Below are 23,429 nucleotides of genomic sequence, written 5' to 3'. Positions count from 1 at the left end.
TGGTGCGCAGGGGGCGGGTCAGTCCTCGACCACCAGGGCCGGGGTGGACTTCGTCAGCACCTGGCCGCGGAAGAAGGCGGGGCTGCGGCGCTCGGTGACGAACATGATCACCAGTCCGAGGGCCAGCAGGCCGACGCCGATGATGAAGACGCTGCCGACGCCGAGGACGGTGGAGCCGGAGCCGTAGGCCGGGTCAACCATGTCGTAGAGGGTCTTGCAGAAGACCGCGGCCAGCAGCAGTCCGCCCAGGACCGGGAAGACACCCTTGAAGAACAGGTCGCGGGAGGAGCGGCGCAGTTCGCCGCGGAAGTACCAGGCGCAGGCGAAGGCGGTCAGCGAGTAGTAGAAGCAGATCATCAGGCCGAGCGCGAAGATCGTGTCGGTCAGGACGTTCTCGCTGACCAGGGTCATCACCGTGTAGAAGACTCCGGTCGCGACGCCCGCCATGACGGTGGCGCGGCCCGGGGTCTTGAAGCGCGGGTGGACCTTGGCGTAGGAGGGCGGCAGGGCCTCGTACGTGGACATGGCGAGGACCGTGCGGGCCACCGGGATGAAGGTGGTCTGCAGGGAGGCCGCGGCGGAGGCCAGGACGGCCACGAAGAGCAGGATGCCGAGGACCGGGCCCATGACGGGGCCGGCGAGGGCCGCGAAGACGTTGTCGGAGGTCTCCTCGTTGGCGAGGCCCAGGCCCGCGCCGCCGGATCCGACGGCCATCTGGGCGGCGACGCCGGTGGCCAGGTAGGAGCCGACCAGGACCATCATCGCGATGAGCGAGGCGCGGCCCGGGGTCTTCGTGGAGCCGGTGGTCTCCTCGTTGGTGGCCAGGCACGCGTCCCAGCCCCAGTACATGAAGATCGAGAGCGAGAGTCCGGCGGTGAAGGCCGCCATGGACTCGACCGCGAAGGGGTTCATCCAGGACCAGGAGAAGTCCAGGCCGGTGTCGAAGGTGCCGGCGGAGGCCTTCTGGAAGGCCATGGCGACGAAGATCGCGAGCACGGCGAGCTGGAGGCCGACCAGGGCGTACTGGACGCCCTTGGTGGCGGTCATGCCGCGGTAGCTGATGGCGGTCGCCACGGCGATCAGGGTGAGGCAGGTGGCGATGTGGACGAGCTTGTTGTCGTCCAGGGCGGCGATCGACGGATTGTTCGTGATCTCGCCGGCCAGCAGCCAGAAGTACGAGGTGGCGACGCCCGCGAGGTTGGAGAGCACGATGATCGTGGCGATCACCAGGCCCCAGCCGCACATCCAGCCGATCCGCGGGCCGAAGGCCTTGACGGTCCAGGTGAAGGAGGTTCCGCAGTCCGGCATGGCCTTGTTGAGCTCGCGGTAGGCGAAGGCGACCAGGAGCATCGGGAGGAAGCCGGCGAGGAAGATCGCGGGCATCTGCATGCCGACCTCACCGGCGGTGGAGCCGAGGGTCGAGGTCAGGCAGTAGACGGGGGCGACGGTGGAGATGCCGATGACGGCGCTTCCGACCAGTCCGACGGACCCCTTGCCGAGGCCCTTGCCGCGAACGTCGCCCTCGGCGACGCCGCTTACCGTGTCTCCGGCCCGAGGCCGAACGTCCAGCTGAGTCATGGGTCAGGACGTTAGATGGTGCGTTTTCCACATCTGGACGATCGAAGTCCGGAAGCGTAGGCCTGCGAACGCCTTGGAATCCTGAGACCGAGGCAGTTCATGAGCACTTAATGCAAGGTTCACATTGGAGCGCGCCCACATTTCGGCAGGATCGGCCGAGAGTCTTTCGGCATGCGGAAACCGCAGCCATGTCCGTTATGGGTATTTTCAAAGTTTCCCTCGTGACTTTGCGGTGACCAGCGGTAACAGCGGCGCGGCCGCGGTACCGCCCCTCGTCCGGGCCCCGGACCCGGAAGAACCGCGGCCCGGAACCGGGGATTCATCCGTGAGACTGGGCCCATGCCCACGGCCGATGAGCTCCTCAGCGCGGAAACCGTCACCACCCTCGCCCGACTGCTCGCCCGCGCGGGCGGCCGCCGGTCCTCGCCCGCCCTGCGGGCCCGCGCCGATTCCCTCGACGGGCTGAGCTACAGCGAGCGCGTCGCCGCCGTCCGCGACGCCGTGCTCGAGGACCTCCCCGCCGAATGGCCCGCCTTCGAGGCCGTCGTGCGGACCGCCCTCGCCGGGCGCGGCTTCGAGGGGTGGATGACCTTCCCCGTCAACGAGGCCGTCGCCGTCCGCGGGCTGGAGGTGTTCGAGCCCGGGCTGGAGCTGCTGCACGACCTCACCTCCCGGCTGACCGCCGAGTCCGCCGTACGGCCCTTCCTGCGCGCCGACCCGGCCCGCGCCCTGGCCGTCGTACAGAAGTGGACCACCGACCCGGACCCGCACGTACGCCGCCTCGCCAGCGAGGGCACCCGGCCCCGGCTGCCGTGGGCCGCGCAGTTGCCCGCCTTCGTCGCCGACCCGCGGCCTGCCCTGCCCGTGCTGGACGCGCTCTACCGGGACGGGTCCGAGTACGTCCGCCGGTCCGTCTCCAACCACCTCAACGACATCAGCCGCGACCACCCCGACCTCGCCGTCGAGACCGCGGCCCGCTGGCTGGCCGTGCCCGGGGCCACGACGGACCGCGTCGTACGGCACGGCCTGCGCACCCTGGTCAAGGCCGGCCGGCCCGGGGCGCTGACCCTGCTCGGGCACTCCCCCGACGTGCCGGTCGGTGTGAGCGGGCCGGTCGTCGCCACCCCGGAGGTCGCCGTCGGCGAGTACCTCGTCTTCGACTGGGCGGTCACCAACACCGGCCCGCTGCCGGCGGAGCTGGTCGTCGACTACGTCGTGCACCACGTGAAGGCGGGCGGCACCCGCACCCCGAAGGTGTTCAAGCTCGTCACCCGCGCGCTGGCCCCCGGCGAAACCCTGCGCGGCACCAAGCGCCACTCCTTCAAACCGATCACCACCCGCCGCTACCACTCCGGCGAACACCTGGTGCAGCTCCAGATCAACGGGCGGGTCCGCGGCGAGGCCGCTTTTTCGCTGGACGCGCCCTGACCCCGCCTGGCCGCGACGAGCGCGAGCCGCTCGACCCACGGACGACCCCCCTGTACGACTACGCCCTCTTCCGGCACGGCATCGAGCCGGACGGCCACGTGCCGAGCGAGGGCTACCCCTTGCCCGACGGATCCCCTCCGGAGCCTTCCGGCAAGGGCCTGACCTGGAAAAAGACCCACCCCGTGGTGACGGCTGCACTGCTGCCGCTGCTGGCCGACCCCGACCCCGTACGGGCCGCCGAAGCCGTCCACCGCCGGGTCGCCGGGCTGCTGATGCCCCACCACATCCTGCACGGACACGTCGCACGGCTCTTCCCGGCGGACGAGGACGCGGCCCGGCGAACCGCCCGGCAACTGATCCGCACCGGCACCCGTGCCGCTGCCGTCGGCGTCGGCATGGCCCTGCTGAACCGTCTCGGCGAACCCGAGGACGTGCCCCTCCACGAGGGCAGCCGCGCCCTCGCCGAGTCCCTCGGCTACAACCGGGCGCAGAAATAAGGAGTGTCCGGCCGGGGTCCGCCCCCGGCCGGACCCGGCTACCGGCTCAGCCCGTCCAGACGATCGACTGGATCTCGCTGTAGGCGTGCAGTGCGTACGAGCCCACGTCGCGGCCCACCCCGCTGCGCTTGAAGCCGCCGAACGGCGCCTCCATGTTGCGGCCGATGGTGTTCACGCCGACCCCGCCCGCCCGCAGCCGCCGCGCCACGCGGAACGCGCGCGCCGAGTCCCCGGACCACACGTAGCTCAGCAGCCCGAAGTCGCTGTCGTCGGCCAGCCGGATCGCCTCTTCCTCGTCGCCGTCGAAGGGCACGACCACCACCACCGGGCCGAAGATCTCCTCGCGCACCACCCGCATGTCGTTCGTGCAGTCGACGAGCAGGGTCGGCGCCACGTAGAAGCCGCGGCCGTCCCCGACCACCGGACGCTCGCCGCCGTAGGCGATCCGCGCGCCTTCCTTCTTCCCGAGTTCGACGTACGACTCCACGCGGTCGCGGTGGGCCGCCGAGATCACCGGCCCGACGACCGTCCCGGCCGCCGCCGGGTCGCCGACCTTCATGAAGGCCAGGTAGCCGGTCAGTTTCTCGATCAGCCGGTCGTAGACCGACCGGTGGGCTATCACCCGGGTCGGGGCCGTGCAGATCTGGCCGGAGTAGAAGGAGAAGGTCGTCCCGATCCCCATCACCGCCGCGTCCAGGTCGGCGTCCTCGAAGACGATCGCCGCGCCCTTGCCGCCCAGCTCCATCAACTGCCGCTTCATGGACCGGCCGCAGACCTCGGCGATGCGCTGCCCGACGGCCGTGGAACCGGTGAAGGACACCATGTCCACGTGCGGGGAGTCCACCGCGGCCTCGCCGACCCCCACCGAACGGCCGCTCACGACGTTCACCACACCCGCCGGCACGCCGGCCTCGTGCAGGGCGTCCGCCATCCTGAACACCGACAGCGGGTCCTGCGGCGCCGGCTTCACCACCACCGTGTTGCCCATGGCCAGGGCCGGGGCCACCTTGCCCGCCGGGTTCGCCCACGGGTTGTTGTAGGAGGTGATGCAGGTGACCACGCCGACCGGCTGGCGCACCTCCAGCGCGCCCAGGATGCTCGCCCGCCCCATCGGGCCGGCTTCCGTGACCTGCGGGGGCAGGCCCCGCTCGACCGGTTCGAGGGCCCCCTCGGCGTACCGCCGGAAGCGGGCGACGCCCACCCCGACCTGCATGCCGCGCGCGATCGCGGTCGGCGCGCCCGTCTCGGCGCGGGCCAGCGCCGTCCACGGCTCGAACTCCCGCTGCATGATGTCCGCGGCCCGGTCCAGGATCGCCGCGCGCTCCTCCGGCTTCGTACGGGACCAGCTCACGAAGGCCTCGGCGGCGGCGCGCGCCGCGTCCTCGACCTGGGCGCGCGAGGCCTCGGGCGCGAGCCCGACCACCGACTCGTCCGCCGGGTCGATCACCTCGTAGTGGCCACCGGCGGGCTCCACCCGCTCCCCGCCGATGTAGAGCGGCTGCGGCGCCTCGGTCATCGGGTGCTCACCGTCCTCGTGTCCCGGCCGGACCGGAGCACGATGCCCGGAACGGCCCCCGTCACCTCGTCGTCGCGGATGGTCTCCACGCCGTTGACCCGTACCGAGACGATGCCGATGGCCCGCGCGTCCAGCCGCGGGCTGTCCCCGGGCAGGTCGTGGACCAGGGTCGCCGGGCCCGCCTCGATCCGGTCCGGGTCGAAGAGGACCAGGTCGGCGTGGAAGCCCTCGGCGAGGCGGCCGCGTTCGCGCAGCCCGAACAGCCGGGCCGGGTCGTCGGTGAGCATCCGTACCGCCTGTTCCAGCGGGACGAGCCTGCGGCCGCGCAGGCAGTCGCCGAGGAAGCGGGTCGTGTACGGGGCCCCGCACATCCGGTCCAGGTGCGCGCCGGCGTCGGAGCCGCCGAGCATGACGTCCTCGTGCTGCCAGGTCTCCTGGCGCAGGGCCCAGCTCGCCGGATCGTTGTCGGTGGGCATCGGCCAGAGCACCGTGCGCAGGTCGTCGTTGGCGCAGATCTCCACCAGGCAGTGGAAGGGGTCCAGACCGCGCTCGGCGGCGATGTCGTTCACGACCCGGCCGGAGAGGCCCTCGTTCTCCTTGCTGTACGTGTCCCCTATGACGTAGCGCCCGAAGTTGGCGAGGCGCCGGAAGACGCCGGCCTCCTTGCTGTCGGCGCGGCGCAGCATCTCGGCCCGTACGTCGGCGTCGCGGAGCTTCGCGATCCGCTCGGGGACGGGCAGGGCGAGGATCTCGCCCCAGCCGGGGATGAGGTTGAGCGCGCAGAAGGTGCCCAGCGACATGTTCATGGGGGTGAGGATCGGCATCGTCAGCGCGACGATCCGGCCGCCGGCCTTGCGGGCGCGCTCACTGGGGATCAGCTGGCGCGGGACCCGCTCGGGGACGGACGCGTCGATGGTGAGGACGTTCCAGTTGAGCGGCCTTCCGGCGGCGGCGCTCATCTCCACGAACAGGTCGATCTCGTCGTCCGAGAACTGGTCGAGGCAGCCGGCGACGATCGCCTCCAGCTGGGTGCCCTCGTGTTCGGCGACCGCCTCGGACAGCGCCAGCAGCTCGGCGGGCCGGGCGTGGCGGGAGGCCACGGGGGCGCCGGAGCCGTCGGAGTGGGTGGAGGACTGGGTGGTGGACAGGCCCCAGGCGCCGGCGTTCATGGCGTCGTGGAAGAGGTCGAGCATCTGCTGCATCTGCTCGGGGGTGGGCTGGCCGCCTACGGCGTCCTCACCCATCACGTGCCGGCGCAGGGCACAGTGGCCGACCATGAAGCCGGCGTTGACGGCGATCCGGCCCTCCAGGGCGTCGAGGTACTCGCCGAAGGTGGACCAGGTCCAGTCGACGCCCTCCTCCAGGGCCTTGAGGGCCATGCCCTCGACCTTGCTCATCATGCGGCGGGTGTAGTCGGCGTCCTCGGGGCGGGCCGGGTTGAGCGGGGCCAGGGTGAAGCCGCAGTTCCCGCCGGCGACGGTGGTCACGCCGTGGTTCATGGAGGGCGTGGCGTACGGGTCCCAGAAGAGCTGGGCGTCGTAGTGCGTGTGGGGATCGATGAAGCCGGGGGTCAGGACGAGGCCGGTGGCGTCCTCGGTGGTCCGGGCCTCTTCGGTGACGGTGCCGGGCTCGGCGATGACGGCGATGCGGCCGTCCCGGATTCCGAGGTCTGCGACGCGGGCGGGGGCGCCGGTGCCGTCCACGACGGTCGCGCCCTTGATCAGGTGGTCGAGCATGACGTCCCTTCACGCTTTGAGCCTCGCCGGCGTTTGAGGCGCGGGGTCCGGGCGGCGCCCCGGGAAACCCGGCTCCGCCGGGCCCACGCAGGCTCCGCCCGGACCCGCGCCTCAAACGCCGGCGAGGCTGGAGATGGCCGGCGAGGCCGGATGTGGCCCCGGCCGGTGGCCGCCCGGCCGGGGCCGGTGCGGGACGGCGGTCCGGGAAGACGCCGTCCCCGTTCGCGCGCCGGCCTGCCGGGGCAGGTGGGGCTCCGCCCCACACCCCGCGCCTCAAACGCCGGCGGGGCTGAAAGTCAGACGGCCTGGCGGAAGCGGGTCGTGCGGTGGACCGGGTCCGTGTCGATGTGGGGGATCACGTGCTCGCCGATCAGCTTGATCGTCGTCATCGTGTCCTCGGGCGAGACACCGGTCGGCAGACCGAAGGACAGCTGGTCCGCCCCCGCCTGCTCCCAGCGCTTGCACTGGGCGCGGACCTCCGACGGGTCGCCGCAGATCAGCAGCTCCTCCGCGATCAGCAGCTCGATGATCTCCGCGTTGTACTCCGGCAGGGTCTCGGGCCACTGCGGGATCGCCTCGGGCCGCGGGAAGGTGTCGTGGTAGCGGAAGACCAGCGACTGGAAGCGGTTCATGTTGGCGTTGACGGCGATCTCGACGGCCTTGTCGTGGGTCTCGGCACAGATCGCGGTCGAGGTGACCATGACGTTGTCGTTGACGAAGGCGCCGATGGCCTTCGCCTCCCGGATGGCCGTCTTGTACTGGTCGAGGACCCACTCCATGTCGGAGACCTTCTGCACGCTGAAGCCCAGCACGCCGAGGCCCTTCTTCGCCGCCATGGCGTAGGAGGACGGGGAGCCGGCCGCGTACCACATGGCCGGGTGGGCCTTGCTGTACGGCTTGGGGAAGATCTTCCGCGGCGGCAGGGACCAGTGCTTGCCCTGGAACCCCTCGTATTCCTCCTGGAGGAACATCTTGGGGAACTCCGCGATGGTCTCCTCCCAGATCTCCTTGGTGCCGTTCATGTCCTCGATGCCCGGCAGGAAGCCGAGGATCTCGTGGCTGCCCGCGCCGCGGCCGGTACCGAACTCGAAGCGGCCCTTGGAGAGGTGGTCGAGCATGGCGACCTTCTCGGCCACCTTGACCGGGTGGTTCACCGGCGCCAGCGGGTTGAAGATGCCGGAGCCGAGGTGGATGCGCTCGGTGGCGTGGGCGAGGTACCCGAGGAACACCTCGTTCGCCGACAGGTGCGAGTACTCCTCCAGGAAGTGGTGCTCGGAGGCCCAGGCGTACTTGAAGCCGGACTTGTCCGCCTGTATGACGTACTCGGTCTCCTCGATCAGCGCCTTGTGCTCTGCCTCGGGGTCGACCTTGGACCGCGCCTCAGGCACGTATCCCTGCACAAAGAGCCCGAATTCCAAGGGGGTTCACCGTCCTTTGGTTTCTGACGTTGCGTCAGATTTGATGTCTCGACTGTTCCATCGCCGGGGTGCGAGCGTCAATACCTGACGCTCCATCAGAGAATGCTGACCCCCGCCATCCAGCCGCCGTCGATCACGAACGGCTGGCCGGTGATGTACGAGGAGTCCTCGCCCGTCAGGAAGAGCGCCAGCTTCGCGATCTCCTCCGGCTGCCCCACGCGCCCCATCGGGACCACCCGCCTGTAGAGCTCCGCCATCGCGTCCTTGGCCTCGTCGGTCAGGTTCGCCGGGTCCAGCAGGCCAGGGTTGGCCATCGGGGTGTCCACGGCGCCCGGGCACATCGCGTTGACCCGGATGCCCTTGCCGGCCAGCTCCAGCGCGGCCACCCGGGTCAGGCCGAGGATCGCCGCCTTGGTGGCGGCGTAGGTGCCGACGTACGCCATGCCCGTCAGGCCCGTGTACGAGGAGGTGTTGACGATGGTGCCGCCGCCGGCCGCCTCGATCTCGGGGGCCACCGTCTTGATGCCGAGGAAGGCGCCCACCTGGTTGACCTGGACCACCTGCTGGAACTCCTCCAGCGGGGTCGCGGTCAGCTCGTTGAAGCGCAGGATGCCCGCATTGTTGACCAGGCCGTCGATCGGGCCGAAGGTCTCCTTCGCGACGGCGATCGCGGCCGCCCAGTCCTCCTCGCGGCTCACGTCCATCCGTACGTACCGCGCCCGGTCCTCGCCGATGTCCTTGGCCACCGCCGCGCCCTGCTCGTCCAGCACGTCGCCGAGGAGCACCGAAGCACCCTCGGCGGCGAAGAGCCGGGCCTCCTGCTCGCCCTGGCCGCGTGCCGCGCCCGTGATGATGACGACGCGCCCGTCCAGCTTGCCCATGGTCCGTCAGCCCCTAGTCATTGAGGAGGGGGGCCACCTCGGCCCCGAAAGCGGTGATCTGGTCGACGAGTTCGGCGCGGTCGCGGCTGCGGAAGCGGACCTGGATCTGGTCCACGCCGAGCGCCCGGTACTCCCGCAGGGACTCCGCGAGCGCCTCCGCCTTGCCGGTGAGGGTGCGGCGGCCGGTGTCCCAGCCGGGCTCGCCGACGTACAGCGCCTCGGTGATCGCGCCGAACTCGATGGGGTCGCTCACCCCCGCCGCCTCGCGGAGCTCCCTGATCCGGGCGATCTGCTCCGGGAGCCGCTCGCGCGGGTCGCCCTGCGGGAGCCAGCCGTCCCCGCGGACGGCGGCGCGGCGCACGGCGGCGGGCGAGGAGCCGCCGACCCAGACGGGGATCCGCTCCTGTGCGGGCCGGGGCAGCTGGCCGAGGTCCTTGAAGGAGAACAGCTCGCCCTCGAACTCGGGGTACTCCTCGGGGCCCAGCGCCCGGCGCAGCGCGTCCAGGGTCTCGTCGAGAACGGCCCCGCGGCGCGCGAAGTCCACGCCGAGGATCTCGAACTCCTCCTGCACGTGCCCGGCGCCCACCCCGAGGATCAGCCGGCCGCCGGAGAGGTGGTCGAGGGTGGCGTACTGCTTGGCGCTGATCAGCGGGTGGCGCAGGCCCAGGATCGCGACGTGGCTCAGCAGGCGCACGTGCTCGGTGATGCCGGCCAGGAAGGACAGGGTCGCCACCGGGTCGTACCAGACGGTGCTCATGGGTCCGGCGAGCCGCCGCGGGATGGCCACGTGGTCGCAGGTGGCCAGGTACCCGAAGCCGGCCCGGTCGGCGGCCCGCGCGATCTCGGCGAGATCGACGGCGGTGGCCGAGGCCTCCCAGGGTTCGGCGTAGATGGTGCTCTGCGACTGGACCGGGAGCTGCATCCCGTGGACCAGCCGACCTTCCGGAAATACGCGCGCCATGGCGGGCCCGCCTCGCCTTCGTCTGCCGATTCGTCATATCGGTGCCGGGCCATCGTCGTAGCTGACGGATCGTCAGACAAGGGGTGCGACACAGCTCGCGCGGAACGGGCCGATCGGCAGGACGGGGCGCCGGGGCCGGTTCCGCCCGTTCCCCTCACGCGCCGCGCTCGCTAGGGTGCGCGCGTGGATCTGATGCTCACGCTGGTCAGCGGGATCGCCTGGACGGTCGTGTACGTGGAGGCGATCCGCGTCGGGCTGCGGGACCGGACGTACGCGATGCCCGTCGCCGCCCTCGCGCTCAACTTCGCCTGGGAGAGCACCTACGCGGTCCGCGAGTTCTCGGTCGGCGTCTCCGCGCAGGGCGTGGTCAACGTGGTGTGGGCGGTGGCCGACCTCGTGATCGTCTACACCTACCTGCGCTTCGGGCGGGCCGAGCTGCCGGAGTTCGTCACCCGGCCGCTCTTCGCCACCTGGTCGGTCCTGATCTTCGGTACGGGCTTCGCCGTGCAGTGGCTGTTCCTGGCGCACTTCGGGATGCACGACGCGACCCGGTACTCGGCCTTCCTGCAGAACCTCCTGATGTCCATGCTGTTCATCGGCCTGTACACCGCCCGGCATGGCCCGCACGGACAGTCCCTGACGATCGCCGTCGCCAAGTGGCTCGGGACGCTCGCCCCCACCCTGCTGTTCGGGGTGGTCGAGGACGCGCCGTTCGTCCTCGGGCTCGGGATCCTGTGCAGCGTCTTCGACCTCGCCTACATCGGACTGCTGCTCCGGCCCCGGTTCGCCCGCGTCAGAAGCCTGCCGGCCCCATCACGATGACCGGCTTCGCCGCCGGGTCGAGGGTCTCCAGGACCTTCTTCATGGCCTCCTTCGGGATGCCGACACAGCCCTGCGAGGGGCCGTCGTGGTCCACGTGGAGCCAGATGTTGCCGCCCCTGTCCTCACCGTCCGGCATGACCGGGTCCAGCGGGGACCTGCCGGGCCTGCGATTGAAGTCGATGGCGACGACGTAGTCGAAGGAGCCCGCCAGGGACTCCCCGTTCACGCCGAGACCGGTGGCGACGAAGCCGTTGTCCCGGTCGTACGGGAACCGGGTGCCCGGCGGCTTCGGCAGCAGGCCTCCCGCGTCGGTGAGCGCGAACACGCCCTGCGGCGAGGTCAGGTCACCGTACTCGCGTTCGACGGACCAGCCGTTGGCCCCGTTGCGGGCGGGCCAGCTCTCGGTCCGGACCCAGTCGGCGCCGGCCGCGGGTCGCGTGTAGAAGGCGGCGGTGGACTCCGAGGAGTCGACCGCCCTGCCGGTGACCAGGATGAGCTGGCGGGACTCGGCCGGGATCCGGGCCCGGGTCTGCTCGCTGACGCCGGTCAGGCCCTGCTCGGCGGCGGCCCGCCGGGCGGCCTCCCGCCCGGCGTCGCGCGCGGCACGGCCCTCGGCCTGCGGGCGGGCGTCCGCGCGGGCCTGCGGCCGCGCGGCGGCGGCCTTGTCCTGGTCCTGGGCCACGTACGCCCAGCCGGCCGTGAAGGTCGCCAGGCCCAGGGCGGCGGCGAGGGCCACCCGGCGGGTCCTGCGGATCGGACGGGGCTTGCCGGACGGACGGGAGCGGGCTCGGGCGTGCTTGCTCATTCCTCCGACCGTACATCAGCAGGCCCGCCCAGCCCGGGTGGCTACGACGTGCGCGCCTCGCCGGAACTCGGGAAGCGCACACGGACGGTGAGGCCGCCCCCAGGGGCCGGATTGGCCTCGGCGCTCAGCTCCGCCCCGTGCGCACGTGCGATCGAGGCCACGATCGACAGCCCGAGTCCGGCGCCCTCACCTGCGGTGTGCTGCCGTTCGGCGCGCCTGCGGAAGGGCTCCAGGAGCCCCGGCACGTCCGCCGGGTCGATCACCGGACCGGTGTTCGACACCGTCAGTTCCCCTTCCGGGGACGTGGACACGGCGATCCGGCCTTCGGCGCGGTTGTGGCGGACCGCATTGATCAGCAGGTTCCGCAGCAGATGCCCGAGCAGGGTGCGGTCGCCCGGCACGGTCAGCGGCGCGAGGGTCCGTACGACGGTCAGCCCCTGCTGCGGGCAGGCCGCCAGCTCGGCCGCCGCGAGCGCCGCCAGGTCCACCGGACCGGTGGACTCCAGCCCCTGCTCCGAGACCGCGAGCAGCAGCAGGGACTCGATGAGGTGCTCGCTGGAGTCCGCGACCCCGATCAGCCTGTCCCGGATCCGCGCGACCTTCTCCGGCGACGGGTCCCCCGCCAGGCCGATCTCGGCGGCCGCCCGCTGCACGGCCAGCGGGGTGCGCAGCTCGTGCGCCGCGTTCGCCGCGAACCGCCGCTGCGCCGAGACGAGCTGCTCCATCCGGCCCAGCATCGCGTCGAAGGTGTCGGCCAGCTGCTTGAGCTCGCCGGGCGGGGCGTCGAGGGAGATCCGCTCGTCCAGGTTCTCCCCGGACAGGCGGCGCGCGGTCTCGGTGATCACGCCGACCGGGCGCAGCACCCGGCCGGCCATCCACCAGGCGAGCCAGATCGACAGCACGGCGAACACGGCCAGCGCGAGGAGGGAGTACATCAGCAGCCGGTGCCGGGTGGCATCGGTGACGGCGTCCGAGAGGTTCTGGGTGTAGGCGTAGCTCTTGAGCTGCTCGGGGGTGGGCGTCCGGCCCGGGGGCAGCTTCCGCGCCGGTTCGCAGGGACAGTCCGGGGCGAAGGTCCGGCCGGGGACCGGCCCGGGCGACTGGAGGACGTAGCCCGGACTGACGGTGCGGACGGCCCCGTTGACGCTCGCGTAGAGGCCCTGGCCGACCAGGAGGTAGACCAGCGCGACCAGGCCGCCGCCCGCGAGGAGCAGCAGCGAGCCGTACAGGGCGGTGAGGCGGCCGCGCTCGGTCCGCAACAGGCCGGTCGGCGGGCGCAGCCACGTCGGACGCAGGCGCGCCACCCGGCGCAGCCGCATCGGACGGAGCCGCACCCGGCGCGGACGCATCCGGCGCCCGCTCACCGGGCCGCGATCCGGTAGCCGGCGCCCGGCACGGTCTCGATCAGCGGTGGCTCGCCCAGCTTGGCGCGGAGCTTGCTGAGGGTGACGCGGACGGCGTTGGTGGAGTAGCTGGTGTCCTGCTCCCACACCTGCTCGATCAGGTCGTCGTTGCTGATGACGGCGCCCTCGGCGCGCAGCAGCGCCTCCAGCACCGCGAACTCCTTGCGGGACAGCGCGAGCCGGTGCCCGTCGCGGGTGGCGCTGCGCCGGGCGGTGTCGACGGCGACCCCGGAGCGCTCCAGTACGGGAGGCAGGGCGGGGCGGGCCCGCCGGCCGAGAGCCAGGACGCGGGCGAGCAGCTCGTCGTAGGCGAAGGGCTTGGTGAGGTAGTCGTCGGCGCCGAGACCGAGGCCCTCGACGCGGTCCCGTACGGTCCCGGACGCGGTCAGCATCAGGACGCGGGTCAGCAGCCGCTCGCGCACCACCTGCCGGCAGACCTCGTCACCGTGCAGGCCGGGCAGGTCGCGGTCCAGGACGAGGACGTCGTACTCGCCCAGGCGCAGCAGCCGCAGGGCCTCCGGGCCGTCGCTCGCCTCGTCGACGGCGAGCGCGTCGCGGCGCAGCCCCTCGGCGATCATCTCCCGGAGGAATTCCTCGTCCTCCACCACCAGTACGCGCATGGCGTCCTCTTTACCCGAGATCGGTATTTCGCCGTTGTAAGCAGGGTGCGAGAGGGAAGCGAAAGGCCCTTTCACCGCAGGCTCGACGCCATGAAGCGATCCCTGATCATGACCACGGCCGCGGTCGTCACCGGGCTGACCCTGTTCGCCACCGCCTGCGCGAACGACACGTCGGCGGGGAAGAAGGACTCCTCCGGCGGTTCGAGCGGCGGCAGCAGCAGCGGCAACGGCTCGGTGGCCGACAACGCCGTGAAGATGCGCCAGTGCCTGCGCGAGCACGGCATAGACGTACCCGACCCCGAGCCCGGCCAGGACCCGCGCGGGATGACGCTGGGCGGGGACGCCGACCCGCAGAAGATGCAGGAGGCCATGAAGGCGTGCGGGATGAGCACCGGCGCCGGCAAGGAGCCCACGCAGGAGGAGAAGGACAAGGAACTGGAGTGGATCCGGTGCATGCGCGAGAACGGGGTCGCCCTCAAGGACCCTGAGTACAACGGCGGCATGAAGAGCGCCACCGAGATCCCCAAGGGGCAGGAGAAGGCCTTCGAGGAGGCCCAGAAGAAGTGCGAAACCGCCCGATGAGGAAGCGGTCCAAGTGGCTGCTGGGCTCGCTGGCCGCCGTACTGGCCGTCTCGGGCGGCGGCTGGGCCGTCATGGATCGGCAGCAGGGCGACACGCACGGGCAGGAGCGGCGCGCGGCCGGCGGGCTGCCGCCGGCCACGGCACCGGTCAAGCGCGGCGACCTCGGCTCCGGCCTCCAGGTGGAGGGCACCCTCGGCTACGCGCAGGAGCGCAAGCTGAACGCGGGCGGGCCCGGGGTGCTGACGTGGATCGCGGGCGAGGGCTCGGCGGTGGAGCGGGACGGAAGGCTCTACGAGGTCAACGGCAGGACGGTACGGCTCATGTACGGGTCCACGCCGATGTACCGGCCGCTGAAGACCGGTGACAAGGGCGAGGACGTCAAGCAGCTCAAGCGGAACCTGCAGGCCCTCGGCCACGGCACCGGGCTCGACCCGGAGGACGGGGTGTTCACCGCGGGCACGGCCACGGCGGTCAAGCGCTGGCAGAAGGCGCACAGGGCGGCGGAGACGGGCGAGGTCGGCAAGGAGGACATCGCCTTCGCCTCGGGACCGCAGCGGGTGCGCGGGAACGACGCGGCGGTCGGTGACGAGGCGGGACCGGGCAAGCCGGTGCTGACGGTGACGGGCACCGAGCGGATCGTCCGCTTCCAGCTGGAGGCGGCCAAGGCGGGCGCGGTGAAGTCCGGCGACCCGGTGACCGTACGGCTGCCGGGAGGCGGCAGCGCCACCGGAAAGATCGACTCGGTGGGCGGCTCCGCGCAGCCCGACGACAAGAACGGCGGCGCGGGCGGCCCCGGTGGCGGTGGCGGCCCCGGTGGCGGCGACAAGAAGGCCAAGGTCGAGGTGGCCGTGAGCTTCGACAGGCCCGCCGAGGTGAACGCCCCGGACCAGTCCCCGGTGACCGTCGGCCTGACCGGCGAGACCCGCAAGGACGTGCTCTCCGTACCGGTCAACGCGCTGCTCGCGCTCGCGGGCGGCGGCTTCGGCGTCCAGGTCGTGGAGGACGGCCGGGCCCGCGAGGTCCCGGTCGGGCTGGGCATGTTCGGCAACGGCCGGGTCGAGGTGACCGGCGACGCCCTCAAGGAGGGCATGCAGGTGGGGATCCCCAAGCTGTGACGGACATGAGGACGACGCATCCGACGACGCACCCGACAGCTGACCCGACGACCGATCCGACGGCTGATCCGACGACGCGTGCGGAGGCGGTCGTGGAGCTGACCGGGGTCACCAAGGAGTACCCGGGCGGGGTCGCGGCCCTGCGCGGGGTCGACCTGACCGTCACGGCCGGGGAACTCCTCGCCATCGTCGGCCCGTCGGGATCCGGCAAGTCCACCCTGCTGCACATCGTCGGCACCCTGGACCGCCCGACGGCGGGCGGCGTACGGATCGCCGGGTACGACATCGCGGCCCTCTCGGACCGTTCGCTGTCGGCCCTGCGCTCCCGGCACGTCGGCTTCGTCTTCCAGTCCTTCCACCTGGTGCCCGGCATCAGTGCCAGGGCGAACGTCGCCGAGGGGCTGCTGTACAGCGGCCTCTCGCGGGCCGAGCGGCTGCGCCGGGCGGCGCAGGCGCTGGAACGGGTGGGCCTCGGGGACCGGATGGACCACCGGCCGCACGAGCTGTCCGGCGGGCAGAAGCAGCGCGTGGCGATCGCCCGGGCCGTCGCGGGCGCGCCGGACCTGCTGCTGGCCGACGAGCCGACGGGAGCGCTGGACACCGCGTCCGGGGAATCGGTGATGGAGCTGCTGCGCGAGCTGAACCGGGACGGGGCCACCATCGCGGTGATCACCCACGACCAGGAGATCGCGGCGAGCCTGCCGCGGCAGGTCCGGATCCGCGACGGGGAGATCGTCGCGGACCTGCGGAGCGCGGCGGGGGTGGCGTCATGAGCCGCGCCGAAGCCCGGGGGCGGGCGCGCGCCCGGCGGTTGACGCCGCCGAGGCTGTCCCCGCGGGACGTCCTGCACGTCGGATCGGCGGGCCTGCGCGCCCGCCCGATGCGGGTGTTCCTGTCCGCGCTCGGCATCGCCATCGGCATCGCGACGATGATCGCGGTGGTCGGGATCTCCTCCTCCAGCCAGGCGAAGCTGCTGCGGGAACTCGACAGACTCGGCACCGACATGCTGGTCGCGAAGCCGGGCGAGGGCATGTTCACCGGGCAGGACACCAAGCTGCCCAAGGACGCGCCCGGCATGATCTCCCGGATCGCGGGGGTCGAGTCGGTCGGCACCACGGGGGACGTGGCCGAGTCCGTACGCCGGTCGGAGAACATCCCGAAGGGCGAGACGGGCGGCATCGTGCTCAAGGCGGCCAAGGACGACCTGCTGGGCACCCTGCGCGCCCGGACGGCGAGCGGCACCTGGCTCAACGCCGCCACCGGCCGCTACCCCTCGGTGGTGCTGGGGGACGTCTCCGCGCGCCGGCTCGGCATCACCGAACCGGGCCAGCAGGTCTTCATCGGCGGCCGGTACTTCACCGTGATCGGCATCCTGGAGCCCGTCCCGCTGGCGCCCGAGATCGAACGCTCCGCACTGATCGGGTGGGACGCGGCCGAGCAGCTGCTGGGCTTCAACGGTCACCCGACGGCGGTGTACGAGCGGTCGGCGGACGACCGGGTGGCGGCGGTCCGCGCGCTGATCCCCCGGACGGCCAACCCGCAGACCCCGAGCGCGGTGCAGGTCAGCGACCCCTCGGCGGCGCTCCAGGCGAAGGCGGCCACGGAGGGTGCGTTCAGCACGCTGCTGCTGGGGCTCGGCGGGATCGCGCTGCTGGTGGGCGGGGTCGGCGTCGCCAACACCATGATCATCTCGGTGCTGGAGCGGCGCCACGAGATCGGCCTGCGGCGGTCCCTGGGCGGCACGAAGGGCCAGATCCGGATCCAGTTCGTGACGGAGTCCCTGCTGCTGTCCGGCCTCGGCGGCCTGGCGGGCATCGCCCTGGGCGGCGCGGCCACGGCCGTCTACGCCCGCGCCGGCGACCTGCCCTGGGTGGTCCCGCTCTGGGCGGTGACCGGCGGCTTCGCCTCGACGCTGGTGATCGGCACCCTGGCCGGGCTCTACCCGGCGGTGCGCGCGGCCCGGCTGTCCCCGACGCTGGCACTGGCGGCGGGGTAGCGGAGGGGGTCGCGGGACCGGGTCCGGGGGCCGGGCCCCGGGGCCGGGCGGGCACAGGGCGGCAAAAGGCCAGGTGCAAGCCCGTCCCCCGGACCCGATCACCGGCGTACATTGAATCGATGAGGCGAACTCCACGTCACGCGGCCCGCGTTGTCATCCTGTCCCCCACCGGATCCGTGTTCCTCTTCCGCGAGGACAACGTGGAGGTGGGCATCCACTGGCTGCCGCCCGGCGGCGGCATCGATCCCGGCGAGAGCCCCGAGGACTGCGTGCGGCGCGAGCTGCGCGAGGAGACCGGCTGGACCGACCTGGAGCCCGAACGACTGCTCTGCACCTGGGAGCACGACTTCACGTACCAGGGCGTCCCGGTCCGCCAGCACGAGCACATCTACGTCACCAGGGGCCCGCGCCGCGAGCCCGTCCTGGAGGCCCCGGACATCCACTGGCGGTGGCTCTCCCCGCGGCGCCTGGCCGCCCTGGGCGAACCGGTGTGGCCACCGCGCCTGCCGGACCTGCTGGCCGACCTCCCGGCGGAACCGGTCCACCTGGGCCTGCTGACCTAGGCCGTCTCTTTCGGATCTTGTCGGCCGAGTCCGCGGCGTCCGGTGCCGTGCCCGGCAAGGCGGAGGAGCGCCCGTGTACTGGACGTACTCGGGCGCACCGACAACGCGGCCGGGTGCGGTGCCGGGCGTCGCGGGCCCGGCAAGATCCGAAAGAGACGGCCTAGGGCTTCTTCGCGGTGGCCTTGGCGTAGAGCGAGGCCGCGTACTCCCCGAGGACCGTGCTGGTCGACACGTCGTCCGTGTCCCCGCCCGTGAGGATGCCGATGATCTTCCCGTCGCGGGCGATCCACGCGCTGCCGCTGGTGCCGCCCGGGAAGTCGGCGCAGTCGAAGCGCTGCTGGGTCGCGCTCTCGCGGACGGCGACCGAGGTGCACGTACGGGGAACCCCGCGGTCGGCGGGGTAGCCGGTCACGGTGACCTCCTCGCCCGCACGGCCGCTGGTGTCGAGCACGGCCGCACCCGTCACGTCCTCGACGGTGCGGCCCTTGTCGTCCGGAGCCAGGCGGGCGAAGGCGAGGTCGTAGTCGTCGTCCGTCCCCTCGGCCCAGCGGTCGTCCTCGAAGACCTGCTCGATCTTCCATGTGCCGTACGGGGCGACCCCGTTGGCGTAGGCGGGCGCGAAGACGGCGCTGCCGCCGCTCTGGTCCCCTTCGAGCAGACAGTGGCCGGCGGTAATGATCATGTTCCGGCCGGGGCTGCTCACCACGGTGGCCGTGCAGAAGTGGTCACTGTTCAGGCCGTCGGTGAACAGGGCCCCGGTGAAGGCCGCGGGCCCACCGGGCGGTGGTGTGACGGCCGGCGGCAGGGTGCCACCGGGCGGGGCGGAGAGCTGGGGCTTCGCCGCTTGCGAACGCGATGACGGCCCCGTCGGCGACGCGGTCGGCGCGGCCTTCGCCCGTGCGGACGGCACCGCTTCGGGCGGCGGCGCCAGCTTCGCCACGGCGGCGGACGCCCCCAGAGCCGCTACCGCACACAGCACCGCCGTCACGACGGTCCGCTTGTCCACCGGCATGATCATCCTTCCGCTTCACCCTGGCGAAGCATGCCTCGGCGGCGGGGGTGGGTGCAAGAACGCGGACGGCTCCCGGCCCCCTCGTCACACCGTTTCGACCAGCAGGTTGCACACGAATCGCAGGCCCGGGCGGCCGTCCAGGTCGACATCCCCGACGGGCACGAACCCCGTGCGGGCCAGCACCGTGCGCGAGCCCGCGTTGTCGAGCGTCGTGACCGCCCTCAGCGCGGTCAGCCCGTACCGCGCGACCGCCAGCCCGCGGGCCTCCCGGACCGCGGCCGTGGCCAGGCCCCGGCCCGTGGCGCGCTCGGCGATCCGGTATCCGAGCTCGGCCGAACCGTCGGCCACGTCCACGAGGTTGACCCGGCCCACCACTTCCCCGCCGCCGTCCACCAGCACGTGGAAGAAGCACGCCCCGGCGGCCTGCTCGGCCATCAGCGCGGCGTGCCGCTCGTCGAAGTCGGCGAAATAGCGGTCGCCGCGGTCGGGCACCGACGCGGCGAAGTAGGCCCGGTTCTCCCGCTCGAACGCGAGCAGGGCCGGGGCGTGGTCGAAGCTCAGTGGCTGGAGTTCAGGCATGGCTCGATGCTAGGCCGTCTCTTTCGGATGCTGCCGGTCCTGTCGGCCCACGACGCCCGGCGACGCACCGCCACAACTTGTGCGCTCCGAAGCCCATTTGGCGAATTGATCTATCATCGCTTCGATTTTCGCCGCCCGTGCCACGCCGGGGCGGGCGCGAAGCGGTTTCGACGAGAGGCAACAAGTACGTGCGACTGACAGGCAAGCACCGGATATCCCTGGTCGCCGTGGCGGCGGCGGCCGCGATCGTGGGAAGTCTGCAGCTCCCCTCCAGCGCGTTCGGCACCGAGGACACCGGGATCACCGTGCCGCCGGCCGCGGAGGCGCCCGATTCCCACGGGGCGGACTCCGCCGTCCACGGGAGCGACGGCACGGCCTTCGAGGACGGCGTCATGTCGCTCGGTGCGGAGCCTTCCCGGACCGCCGCGAGGGCAGCCGCGGCGGCCGCGGCGCCCGCGCCCGCACCGCCCCAGGGCGAGGGGTGGAAGCTGAGCGGTGCGACCAAGTGGCTGCAGGCCGGCTACACGATCAAGTTCTACGACCAGAAGTCCGCGGACTGGCTTGCCCCGTACGTGCAGGCCTCCGCCGCCGACCTGCGGCGCATCACGAACCTGCCGGTCACCGTCGACACGAAGCCGGTCGGCTGGGACTACGTACGGCCCAGGGGCGAAGTGATCGTCGGCGTCCTGCACCGCCCCTGCCTGCCGCCCGCCGGGGAGGGCAGCATGGGCAGCACCGGCTGGAAGGTGGTCCGCGACGGGTCCGGCAGCGCCAACCTCAGCTGCGGGTTCACCAGCTCTTCGGTGGCCGAGACCGTGACCAGCGGCCACGCCTACATCGACAGCGAGTTCTTCACCTCGGCCGGCAAGCCGACCGCCGCCATGGGCGAGACGTACATGCGCAACCACATCAGCCACGAGCTCGGCCACACGCTGGGCCTGACGCACGCCAACCGCAGTCCGGAGAAGAGCGACTGCGTCAAGGGGACCGACTCCGGGCAGTTCCCGGTCATGTGCTCGCCCGCGTACGCCTACCAGGACAAGCGCGCCGGCACCTACGTCCAGCAGTTCGACGTCCAGGGCCTGCGCCGCCTCGCGGCCGGCGCCGGAGCCGCGCTCTCCCCGCAGGGCCGCGTGACCGGAATCGGCGCCAAGTGCCTGGACGTCAAGGGCGGCAAGGCGGCCAACGGCACACAGATCCAGCTCTACACGTGCAACGGGTCCGCGGCCCAGTCGTGGATCCTGGGCAAGGACGGCACGTTCCGCGCGTTCGGGAAGTGCCTGGACAACGCGCGCAACGCGAGCACCAACGGCAACAGGATCAGCCTCCACGACTGCAACGGATCCGCCGCACAGCGCTGGTCCGTCAACGCCAAGGGCCAGATCGTCCACGTGGCGTCGAGCAAGGTCCTCGACGTGACCGGCGGCGCGACCGCCAACGGCACCGTGGTCCAGCTCTACACGGCGAACACGAACAAGCGCCAGGTCTGGGTCACCCCGAAGTAACCCCGCCCCGCGCTCCGGTCACAGCACTAGGCCGTCTCTTCCGGATCCTGCCGGGCCCGCGACGCCCGGCACCGCACCTCGCCGCACTGCCGGGGCAACCGAGTACGTCCAGTACACGGCAGCCCCGGCAGCACGCCGAGGCACGGCACCGGGACGACGCGGACCTGACCGACAAGATCCGAAAGAGACGACCTAGCGCGCGTATCGAGTCGTGATCATCGGGTGACCCTGGTGAGGTCTTTGATCCAGATCATCGAGGCGTGCAGGTGGAGACTGGCGAGGTAGCTGTCGGGAGTCTTCTCGTATCGGGTGTCTCACCGTCCCGGTTCCGGCCTCCTGGTACGTCACGCTATGGGGCGGGTGAGGCACGTGGAGCCGCCGTGAGCCGACCGGTGCACTGATGTCCGGGCGGGGACTCACGGGACATGGCCCGGCACCCGGCTCAGGTTCCGGGGAGGATACGGCGCGTTTCGTAGGCCCACATCGCGATCTCGACCCGGTTGCGGGCGCCGAGTTTGGCCATCAGGCTGGCCAGATGCGTCTTCACCGTGCTGAGGCTGATGTGCAGTGCATCGGCGATCTCGGTGTTGGTCAGCCCGCGAGCGACGGCGAGGAGCACCTGCTCCTCGCGGGCGGTGACGGGGGAGACCGGCTGGGCCACGGGCCGGCCGGCGGGCAGGTCCGCGAATGCCTGGAGCAGACGGACGGTGACGCTGGGCGCGATGAGCGCCTCACCGTCGGACGCCGACCGTACGGCCTGCGCCAGAAGGTCCGGTCCCGTGTCCTTGAGGAGGAATCCGCGGGCGCCGGCACGCAGTGAGCCGTAGACGTACTCGTCGAGGTCGAACGTGGTGATGACGACCACGGCCATCGGGTCGGCGACGCCCGGGCCGGCGACCAGCCGGGTGGCCTCGAGCCCGTCGAGTACGGGCATGCGGATGTCGAACAGGCAGACGTCGGGGCGTAGTTCGCGGGCCAGACGTACCGCTTCCCGCCCGTCGGCGGCCTCGCCGACCACCTCGATGCCGGGCTGGGCGTTCAGCATGATCCGCAACCCGGTGCGGATGATCGTCTGGTCGTCAGCGACGAGGACGCGAATGGACACCGCTCTCGCTCCTCGCTCTCGGCAGTTCGGCTTCGACATGCCAGCCCCGGTCGGTACCCGGGCCGGCTCGTAGTGTGCCGCCGAGCAGGGTCGCGCGCTCGCGCAGTCCGGTAAGTCCGTATCCGTCGCGACCCCGGCCGGTGCGCCGGCCGTTGTCGCGCACGCTCACCCGTACCGTGTGCCGTTCCGCGGCGACCCGAACGACGAGCTCGGTCGCGTCGACCGCATGGCGCAGCGCGTTGGTCACCGACTCCTGCACGATCCGGTAGACGGCCGCGTCCACGGCCGGGGGCAGCGCGTCCAGTTCGCCGTCGAGTCCCAGGTCGACCCTGAGGCGACCACTCGGGGTGCGCACCAGGCGGTCCAGATCCGCGACTCCGGCAGGGGGCGCCAGCTCGGCGCCGACCCCGCGGTCGCGCAGCGTGGCGACCATGGCACGCATTTCCTCCAGCGTGCGCGCCCCTTCCTCCTCGACCCCCTCCAGCGCCTCGACGGCGGCGGACGGGTCGGTGCCCGCGAGCACCCGGCCCGCCTGGGCGATGATCACCATGGCCGACACGTGGTGGGCCACCGTGTCGTGCAGTTCCCGGGCGAGCTGCTCGCGCTCGCGGGAGCGCACCTGCTCCAACTGCCGCTCGCGAGCGGTCACCCGGAACCGCACGGCAGCCCCGACCACGCCGGGCAGCAGCAGGAAGACGAGGCCCACGACCTTTTCGACGACCGGGGTCTCCTCCGTGACGACGCACAGCACGCCGACCGCGAGGATCACCGCGCCGCCCAGCACGATCTCGCGTCCCGATCCCCACCGGGACAGCGCGTACACCAGCACGAGCACGACCGCGCCGGTGTACAGGCCGACGGGCTCGCGCGGTGCGGCGACGAGCGAGGCCACCGGAAGCAGCATCACCGAGCCGAACGCCAGCGTCACCATCGCCAGCGGGCGGGTCCGGCGCCACAGGGGCAGCAGGCACAGCCATGCGGCGACCACCACCGCCACCGGCCGCCACACGACGTTCTCGCGCAGGGTGGCCTCCAGCGCCACACCGGCAAGGCCCGCGGCGAGCAGCGCCCAGTCCCGCCGCACCCGGGCGGGTGCGTCGGGCGGCCGGGGTTCGGTCCACAGGGTTCGCAGGTCGTCTCGGAGCACGGTTCTCAGCCTAGGGACCGCGGCGTGCCGCGCATCGGCCGAAAGGACGGGTCGTCACTCCGCCCCGGGGCCGACGGATCCGCGGCCCGCGGGCCGATGCCGCGGAGCGCCGTGGCGAGGAGCCTCGACACCGGCGGCCGTACAAGGACGGCCGACGAGG

At 72.1% G+C, this 23,429-nt stretch carries 22 protein-coding genes; 9 read left to right on the top strand and 13 right to left on the bottom strand.

The window, feature by feature from the left end:
- Positions 1-18 precede the first annotated feature (18 nt).
- Positions 19-1,578 carry an APC family permease gene (locus tag OG373_RS22845; protein ID WP_405439985.1) on the bottom strand — a complete coding sequence of 520 codons (1,560 nt, stop codon included), beginning with the start codon at positions 1,576-1,578 and terminating at the stop codon, positions 19-21.
- 339 nt (positions 1,579-1,917) lie between these two features.
- Between OG373_RS22845 and OG373_RS22840 the strand changes: the two genes are divergently transcribed.
- A complete protein-coding gene (locus tag OG373_RS22840; RefSeq protein ID WP_405439983.1) occupies positions 1,918-3,006 on the top strand; it encodes a DNA alkylation repair protein in 1,089 nt (362 codons plus the stop codon).
- Positions 3,007-3,188: 182 nt separating this feature from the next.
- Positions 3,189-3,503 carry a hypothetical protein gene (locus OG373_RS22835; protein ID WP_405439981.1) on the top strand — a complete coding sequence of 105 codons (315 nt, stop codon included), beginning with the start codon at positions 3,189-3,191 and terminating at the stop codon, positions 3,501-3,503.
- Positions 3,504-3,549: 46 nt separating this feature from the next.
- On the opposite strand, the gene OG373_RS22830 is transcribed toward OG373_RS22835, so the two are convergent.
- The 5 genes from OG373_RS22830 to OG373_RS22810 form a co-directional block, all read right to left on the bottom strand.
- The gene (locus OG373_RS22830) at positions 3,550-5,019 is read right to left on the bottom strand and encodes an aldehyde dehydrogenase family protein (RefSeq protein WP_405439980.1); all 1,470 of its coding nucleotides are present in this window, start codon (positions 5,017-5,019) and stop codon (positions 3,550-3,552) included.
- A complete protein-coding gene (locus OG373_RS22825; RefSeq protein WP_405439979.1) occupies positions 5,016-6,755 on the bottom strand; it encodes an amidohydrolase family protein in 1,740 nt (579 codons plus the stop codon). The genes OG373_RS22830 and OG373_RS22825 overlap by 4 nt, the downstream gene beginning before the upstream one ends.
- 296 nt (positions 6,756-7,051) lie before the next feature.
- Positions 7,052-8,173 carry an LLM class flavin-dependent oxidoreductase gene (locus tag OG373_RS22820; RefSeq protein ID WP_405439977.1) on the bottom strand — a complete coding sequence of 374 codons (1,122 nt, stop codon included), beginning with the start codon at positions 8,171-8,173 and terminating at the stop codon, positions 7,052-7,054.
- A gap of 95 nt (positions 8,174-8,268) precedes the next feature.
- Positions 8,269-9,054 carry an SDR family NAD(P)-dependent oxidoreductase gene (locus OG373_RS22815; RefSeq protein ID WP_405439975.1) on the bottom strand — a complete coding sequence of 262 codons (786 nt, stop codon included), beginning with the start codon at positions 9,052-9,054 and terminating at the stop codon, positions 8,269-8,271.
- A 13-nt stretch (positions 9,055-9,067) separates the two neighbouring features.
- The gene (locus OG373_RS22810) at positions 9,068-10,015 is read right to left on the bottom strand and encodes an LLM class F420-dependent oxidoreductase (RefSeq protein WP_405439973.1); all 948 of its coding nucleotides are present in this window, start codon (positions 10,013-10,015) and stop codon (positions 9,068-9,070) included.
- Between the two features lie 192 nt (positions 10,016-10,207).
- Here OG373_RS22810 and OG373_RS22805 point away from each other — a divergent pair, with 192 nt between their 5' ends.
- On the top strand, positions 10,208-10,837 hold the full coding sequence (locus OG373_RS22805) for a hypothetical protein (RefSeq protein WP_405444157.1): 630 nt from the start codon (positions 10,208-10,210) through the stop codon (positions 10,835-10,837).
- Here the strand turns inward: OG373_RS22805 and OG373_RS22800 are convergent.
- The 3 genes from OG373_RS22800 to OG373_RS22790 are packed head-to-tail and all read right to left on the bottom strand — an operon-like array spanning position 10,809 to position 13,665.
- Positions 10,809-11,642 (bottom strand): L,D-transpeptidase family protein, encoded by an 834-nt coding sequence (locus OG373_RS22800; RefSeq protein WP_405439972.1) that lies wholly within the window; start codon positions 11,640-11,642, stop codon positions 10,809-10,811. The genes OG373_RS22805 and OG373_RS22800 overlap by 29 nt on opposite strands.
- Before the next feature lie 41 nt (positions 11,643-11,683).
- Positions 11,684-13,006 carry an ATP-binding protein gene (locus OG373_RS22795; RefSeq protein WP_405439971.1) on the bottom strand — a complete coding sequence of 441 codons (1,323 nt, stop codon included), beginning with the start codon at positions 13,004-13,006 and terminating at the stop codon, positions 11,684-11,686.
- Positions 13,003-13,665, bottom strand: a complete 663-nt coding sequence (locus OG373_RS22790) for a response regulator transcription factor (RefSeq protein ID WP_405439970.1) — start codon at positions 13,663-13,665, stop codon at positions 13,003-13,005. The genes OG373_RS22795 and OG373_RS22790 overlap by 4 nt, the downstream gene beginning before the upstream one ends.
- Before the next feature lie 90 nt (positions 13,666-13,755).
- Between OG373_RS22790 and OG373_RS22785 the strand changes: the two genes are divergently transcribed.
- From OG373_RS22785 to OG373_RS22765, 5 genes are all read left to right on the top strand, one after another.
- On the top strand, positions 13,756-14,247 hold the full coding sequence (locus tag OG373_RS22785) for a hypothetical protein (protein WP_405439969.1): 492 nt from the start codon (positions 13,756-13,758) through the stop codon (positions 14,245-14,247).
- Complete coding sequence (locus OG373_RS22780; protein WP_405439968.1) at positions 14,244-15,362, top strand: peptidoglycan-binding protein; 1,119 nt, start codon at positions 14,244-14,246, stop codon at positions 15,360-15,362. The genes OG373_RS22785 and OG373_RS22780 overlap by 4 nt, the downstream gene beginning before the upstream one ends.
- A gap of 92 nt (positions 15,363-15,454) precedes the next feature.
- On the top strand, positions 15,455-16,135 hold the full coding sequence (locus OG373_RS22775) for an ABC transporter ATP-binding protein (RefSeq protein ID WP_405439966.1): 681 nt from the start codon (positions 15,455-15,457) through the stop codon (positions 16,133-16,135).
- Complete coding sequence (locus tag OG373_RS22770) at positions 16,132-17,358, top strand: ABC transporter permease (protein ID WP_405439965.1); 1,227 nt, start codon at positions 16,132-16,134, stop codon at positions 17,356-17,358. Before OG373_RS22775 ends, OG373_RS22770 begins: the two co-directional genes overlap by 4 nt.
- A gap of 119 nt (positions 17,359-17,477) precedes the next feature.
- A complete protein-coding gene (locus OG373_RS22765) occupies positions 17,478-17,921 on the top strand; it encodes an NUDIX hydrolase (RefSeq protein ID WP_405439964.1) in 444 nt (147 codons plus the stop codon).
- A 160-nt stretch (positions 17,922-18,081) separates the two neighbouring features.
- Here OG373_RS22765 and OG373_RS22760 read toward each other — a convergent pair whose 3' ends face one another.
- On the bottom strand, positions 18,082-18,933 hold the full coding sequence (locus OG373_RS22760; RefSeq protein WP_405439963.1) for a trypsin-like serine protease: 852 nt from the start codon (positions 18,931-18,933) through the stop codon (positions 18,082-18,084).
- A gap of 84 nt (positions 18,934-19,017) precedes the next feature.
- Positions 19,018-19,512 carry a GNAT family N-acetyltransferase gene (locus tag OG373_RS22755; protein WP_405439962.1) on the bottom strand — a complete coding sequence of 165 codons (495 nt, stop codon included), beginning with the start codon at positions 19,510-19,512 and terminating at the stop codon, positions 19,018-19,020.
- Between the two features lie 188 nt (positions 19,513-19,700).
- On the opposite strand from OG373_RS22755, the gene OG373_RS22750 reads away from it, so the two are divergent.
- Positions 19,701-21,017: a ricin-type beta-trefoil lectin domain protein gene (locus OG373_RS22750; protein ID WP_405439961.1), complete on the top strand. Its 1,317-nt coding sequence runs from the start codon at positions 19,701-19,703 to the stop codon at positions 21,015-21,017.
- Between the two features lie 442 nt (positions 21,018-21,459).
- Here the strand turns inward: OG373_RS22750 and OG373_RS22745 are convergent, their stop codons facing one another.
- Complete coding sequence (locus tag OG373_RS22745; RefSeq protein WP_405439960.1) at positions 21,460-22,122, bottom strand: response regulator; 663 nt, start codon at positions 22,120-22,122, stop codon at positions 21,460-21,462.
- Positions 22,097-23,269, bottom strand: a complete 1,173-nt coding sequence (locus tag OG373_RS22740) for a sensor histidine kinase (protein WP_405439959.1) — start codon at positions 23,267-23,269, stop codon at positions 22,097-22,099. The genes OG373_RS22745 and OG373_RS22740 overlap by 26 nt, the downstream gene beginning before the upstream one ends.
- Positions 23,270-23,429 lie beyond the last annotated feature (160 nt).

The sequence above is a fragment of the Streptomyces avidinii genome (assembly GCF_045161815.1).
In the GTDB taxonomy this organism is placed as follows: domain Bacteria; phylum Actinomycetota; class Actinomycetes; order Streptomycetales; family Streptomycetaceae; genus Streptomyces; species Streptomyces avidinii.
The sequence above is the reverse complement of the archived record's forward strand: the minus strand, read 5'-3'. Positions and strand labels throughout refer to the sequence as shown.

Bases quoted from the DNA above. Each gene is read 5' to 3' on its own strand.
- OG373_RS22755 (WP_405439962.1), bottom strand. From the start codon at position 19,512: ATGCCTGAACTCCAGCCACTGAGCTTCGACCACGCCCCGGCCCTGCTC.
- OG373_RS22790 (WP_405439970.1), bottom strand. From the start codon at position 13,665: ATGCGCGTACTGGTGGTGGAGGACGAGGAATTCCTCCGGGAGATGATC.
- OG373_RS22805 (WP_405444157.1), top strand. From the start codon at position 10,208: ATGCTCACGCTGGTCAGCGGGATCGCCTGGACGGTCGTGTACGTGGAG.
- OG373_RS22780 (WP_405439968.1), top strand. From the start codon at position 14,244: ATGAGGAAGCGGTCCAAGTGGCTGCTGGGCTCGCTGGCCGCCGTACTG.
- OG373_RS22840 (WP_405439983.1), top strand. From the start codon at position 1,918: ATGCCCACGGCCGATGAGCTCCTCAGCGCGGAAACCGTCACCACCCTC.
- OG373_RS22800 (WP_405439972.1), bottom strand. From the start codon at position 11,642: ATGAGCAAGCACGCCCGAGCCCGCTCCCGTCCGTCCGGCAAGCCCCGT.
- OG373_RS22770 (WP_405439965.1), top strand. From the start codon at position 16,132: ATGAGCCGCGCCGAAGCCCGGGGGCGGGCGCGCGCCCGGCGGTTGACG.
- OG373_RS22825 (WP_405439979.1), bottom strand. From the start codon at position 6,755: ATGCTCGACCACCTGATCAAGGGCGCGACCGTCGTGGACGGCACCGGC.
- OG373_RS22830 (WP_405439980.1), bottom strand. From the start codon at position 5,019: ATGACCGAGGCGCCGCAGCCGCTCTACATCGGCGGGGAGCGGGTGGAG.
- OG373_RS22765 (WP_405439964.1), top strand. From the start codon at position 17,478: ATGAGGCGAACTCCACGTCACGCGGCCCGCGTTGTCATCCTGTCCCCC.
- OG373_RS22760 (WP_405439963.1), bottom strand. From the start codon at position 18,933: ATGCCGGTGGACAAGCGGACCGTCGTGACGGCGGTGCTGTGTGCGGTA.
- OG373_RS22810 (WP_405439973.1), bottom strand. From the start codon at position 10,015: ATGGCGCGCGTATTTCCGGAAGGTCGGCTGGTCCACGGGATGCAGCTC.
- OG373_RS22785 (WP_405439969.1), top strand. From the start codon at position 13,756: ATGAAGCGATCCCTGATCATGACCACGGCCGCGGTCGTCACCGGGCTG.
- OG373_RS22845 (WP_405439985.1), bottom strand. From the start codon at position 1,578: ATGACTCAGCTGGACGTTCGGCCTCGGGCCGGAGACACGGTAAGCGGC.
- OG373_RS22815 (WP_405439975.1), bottom strand. From the start codon at position 9,054: ATGGGCAAGCTGGACGGGCGCGTCGTCATCATCACGGGCGCGGCACGC.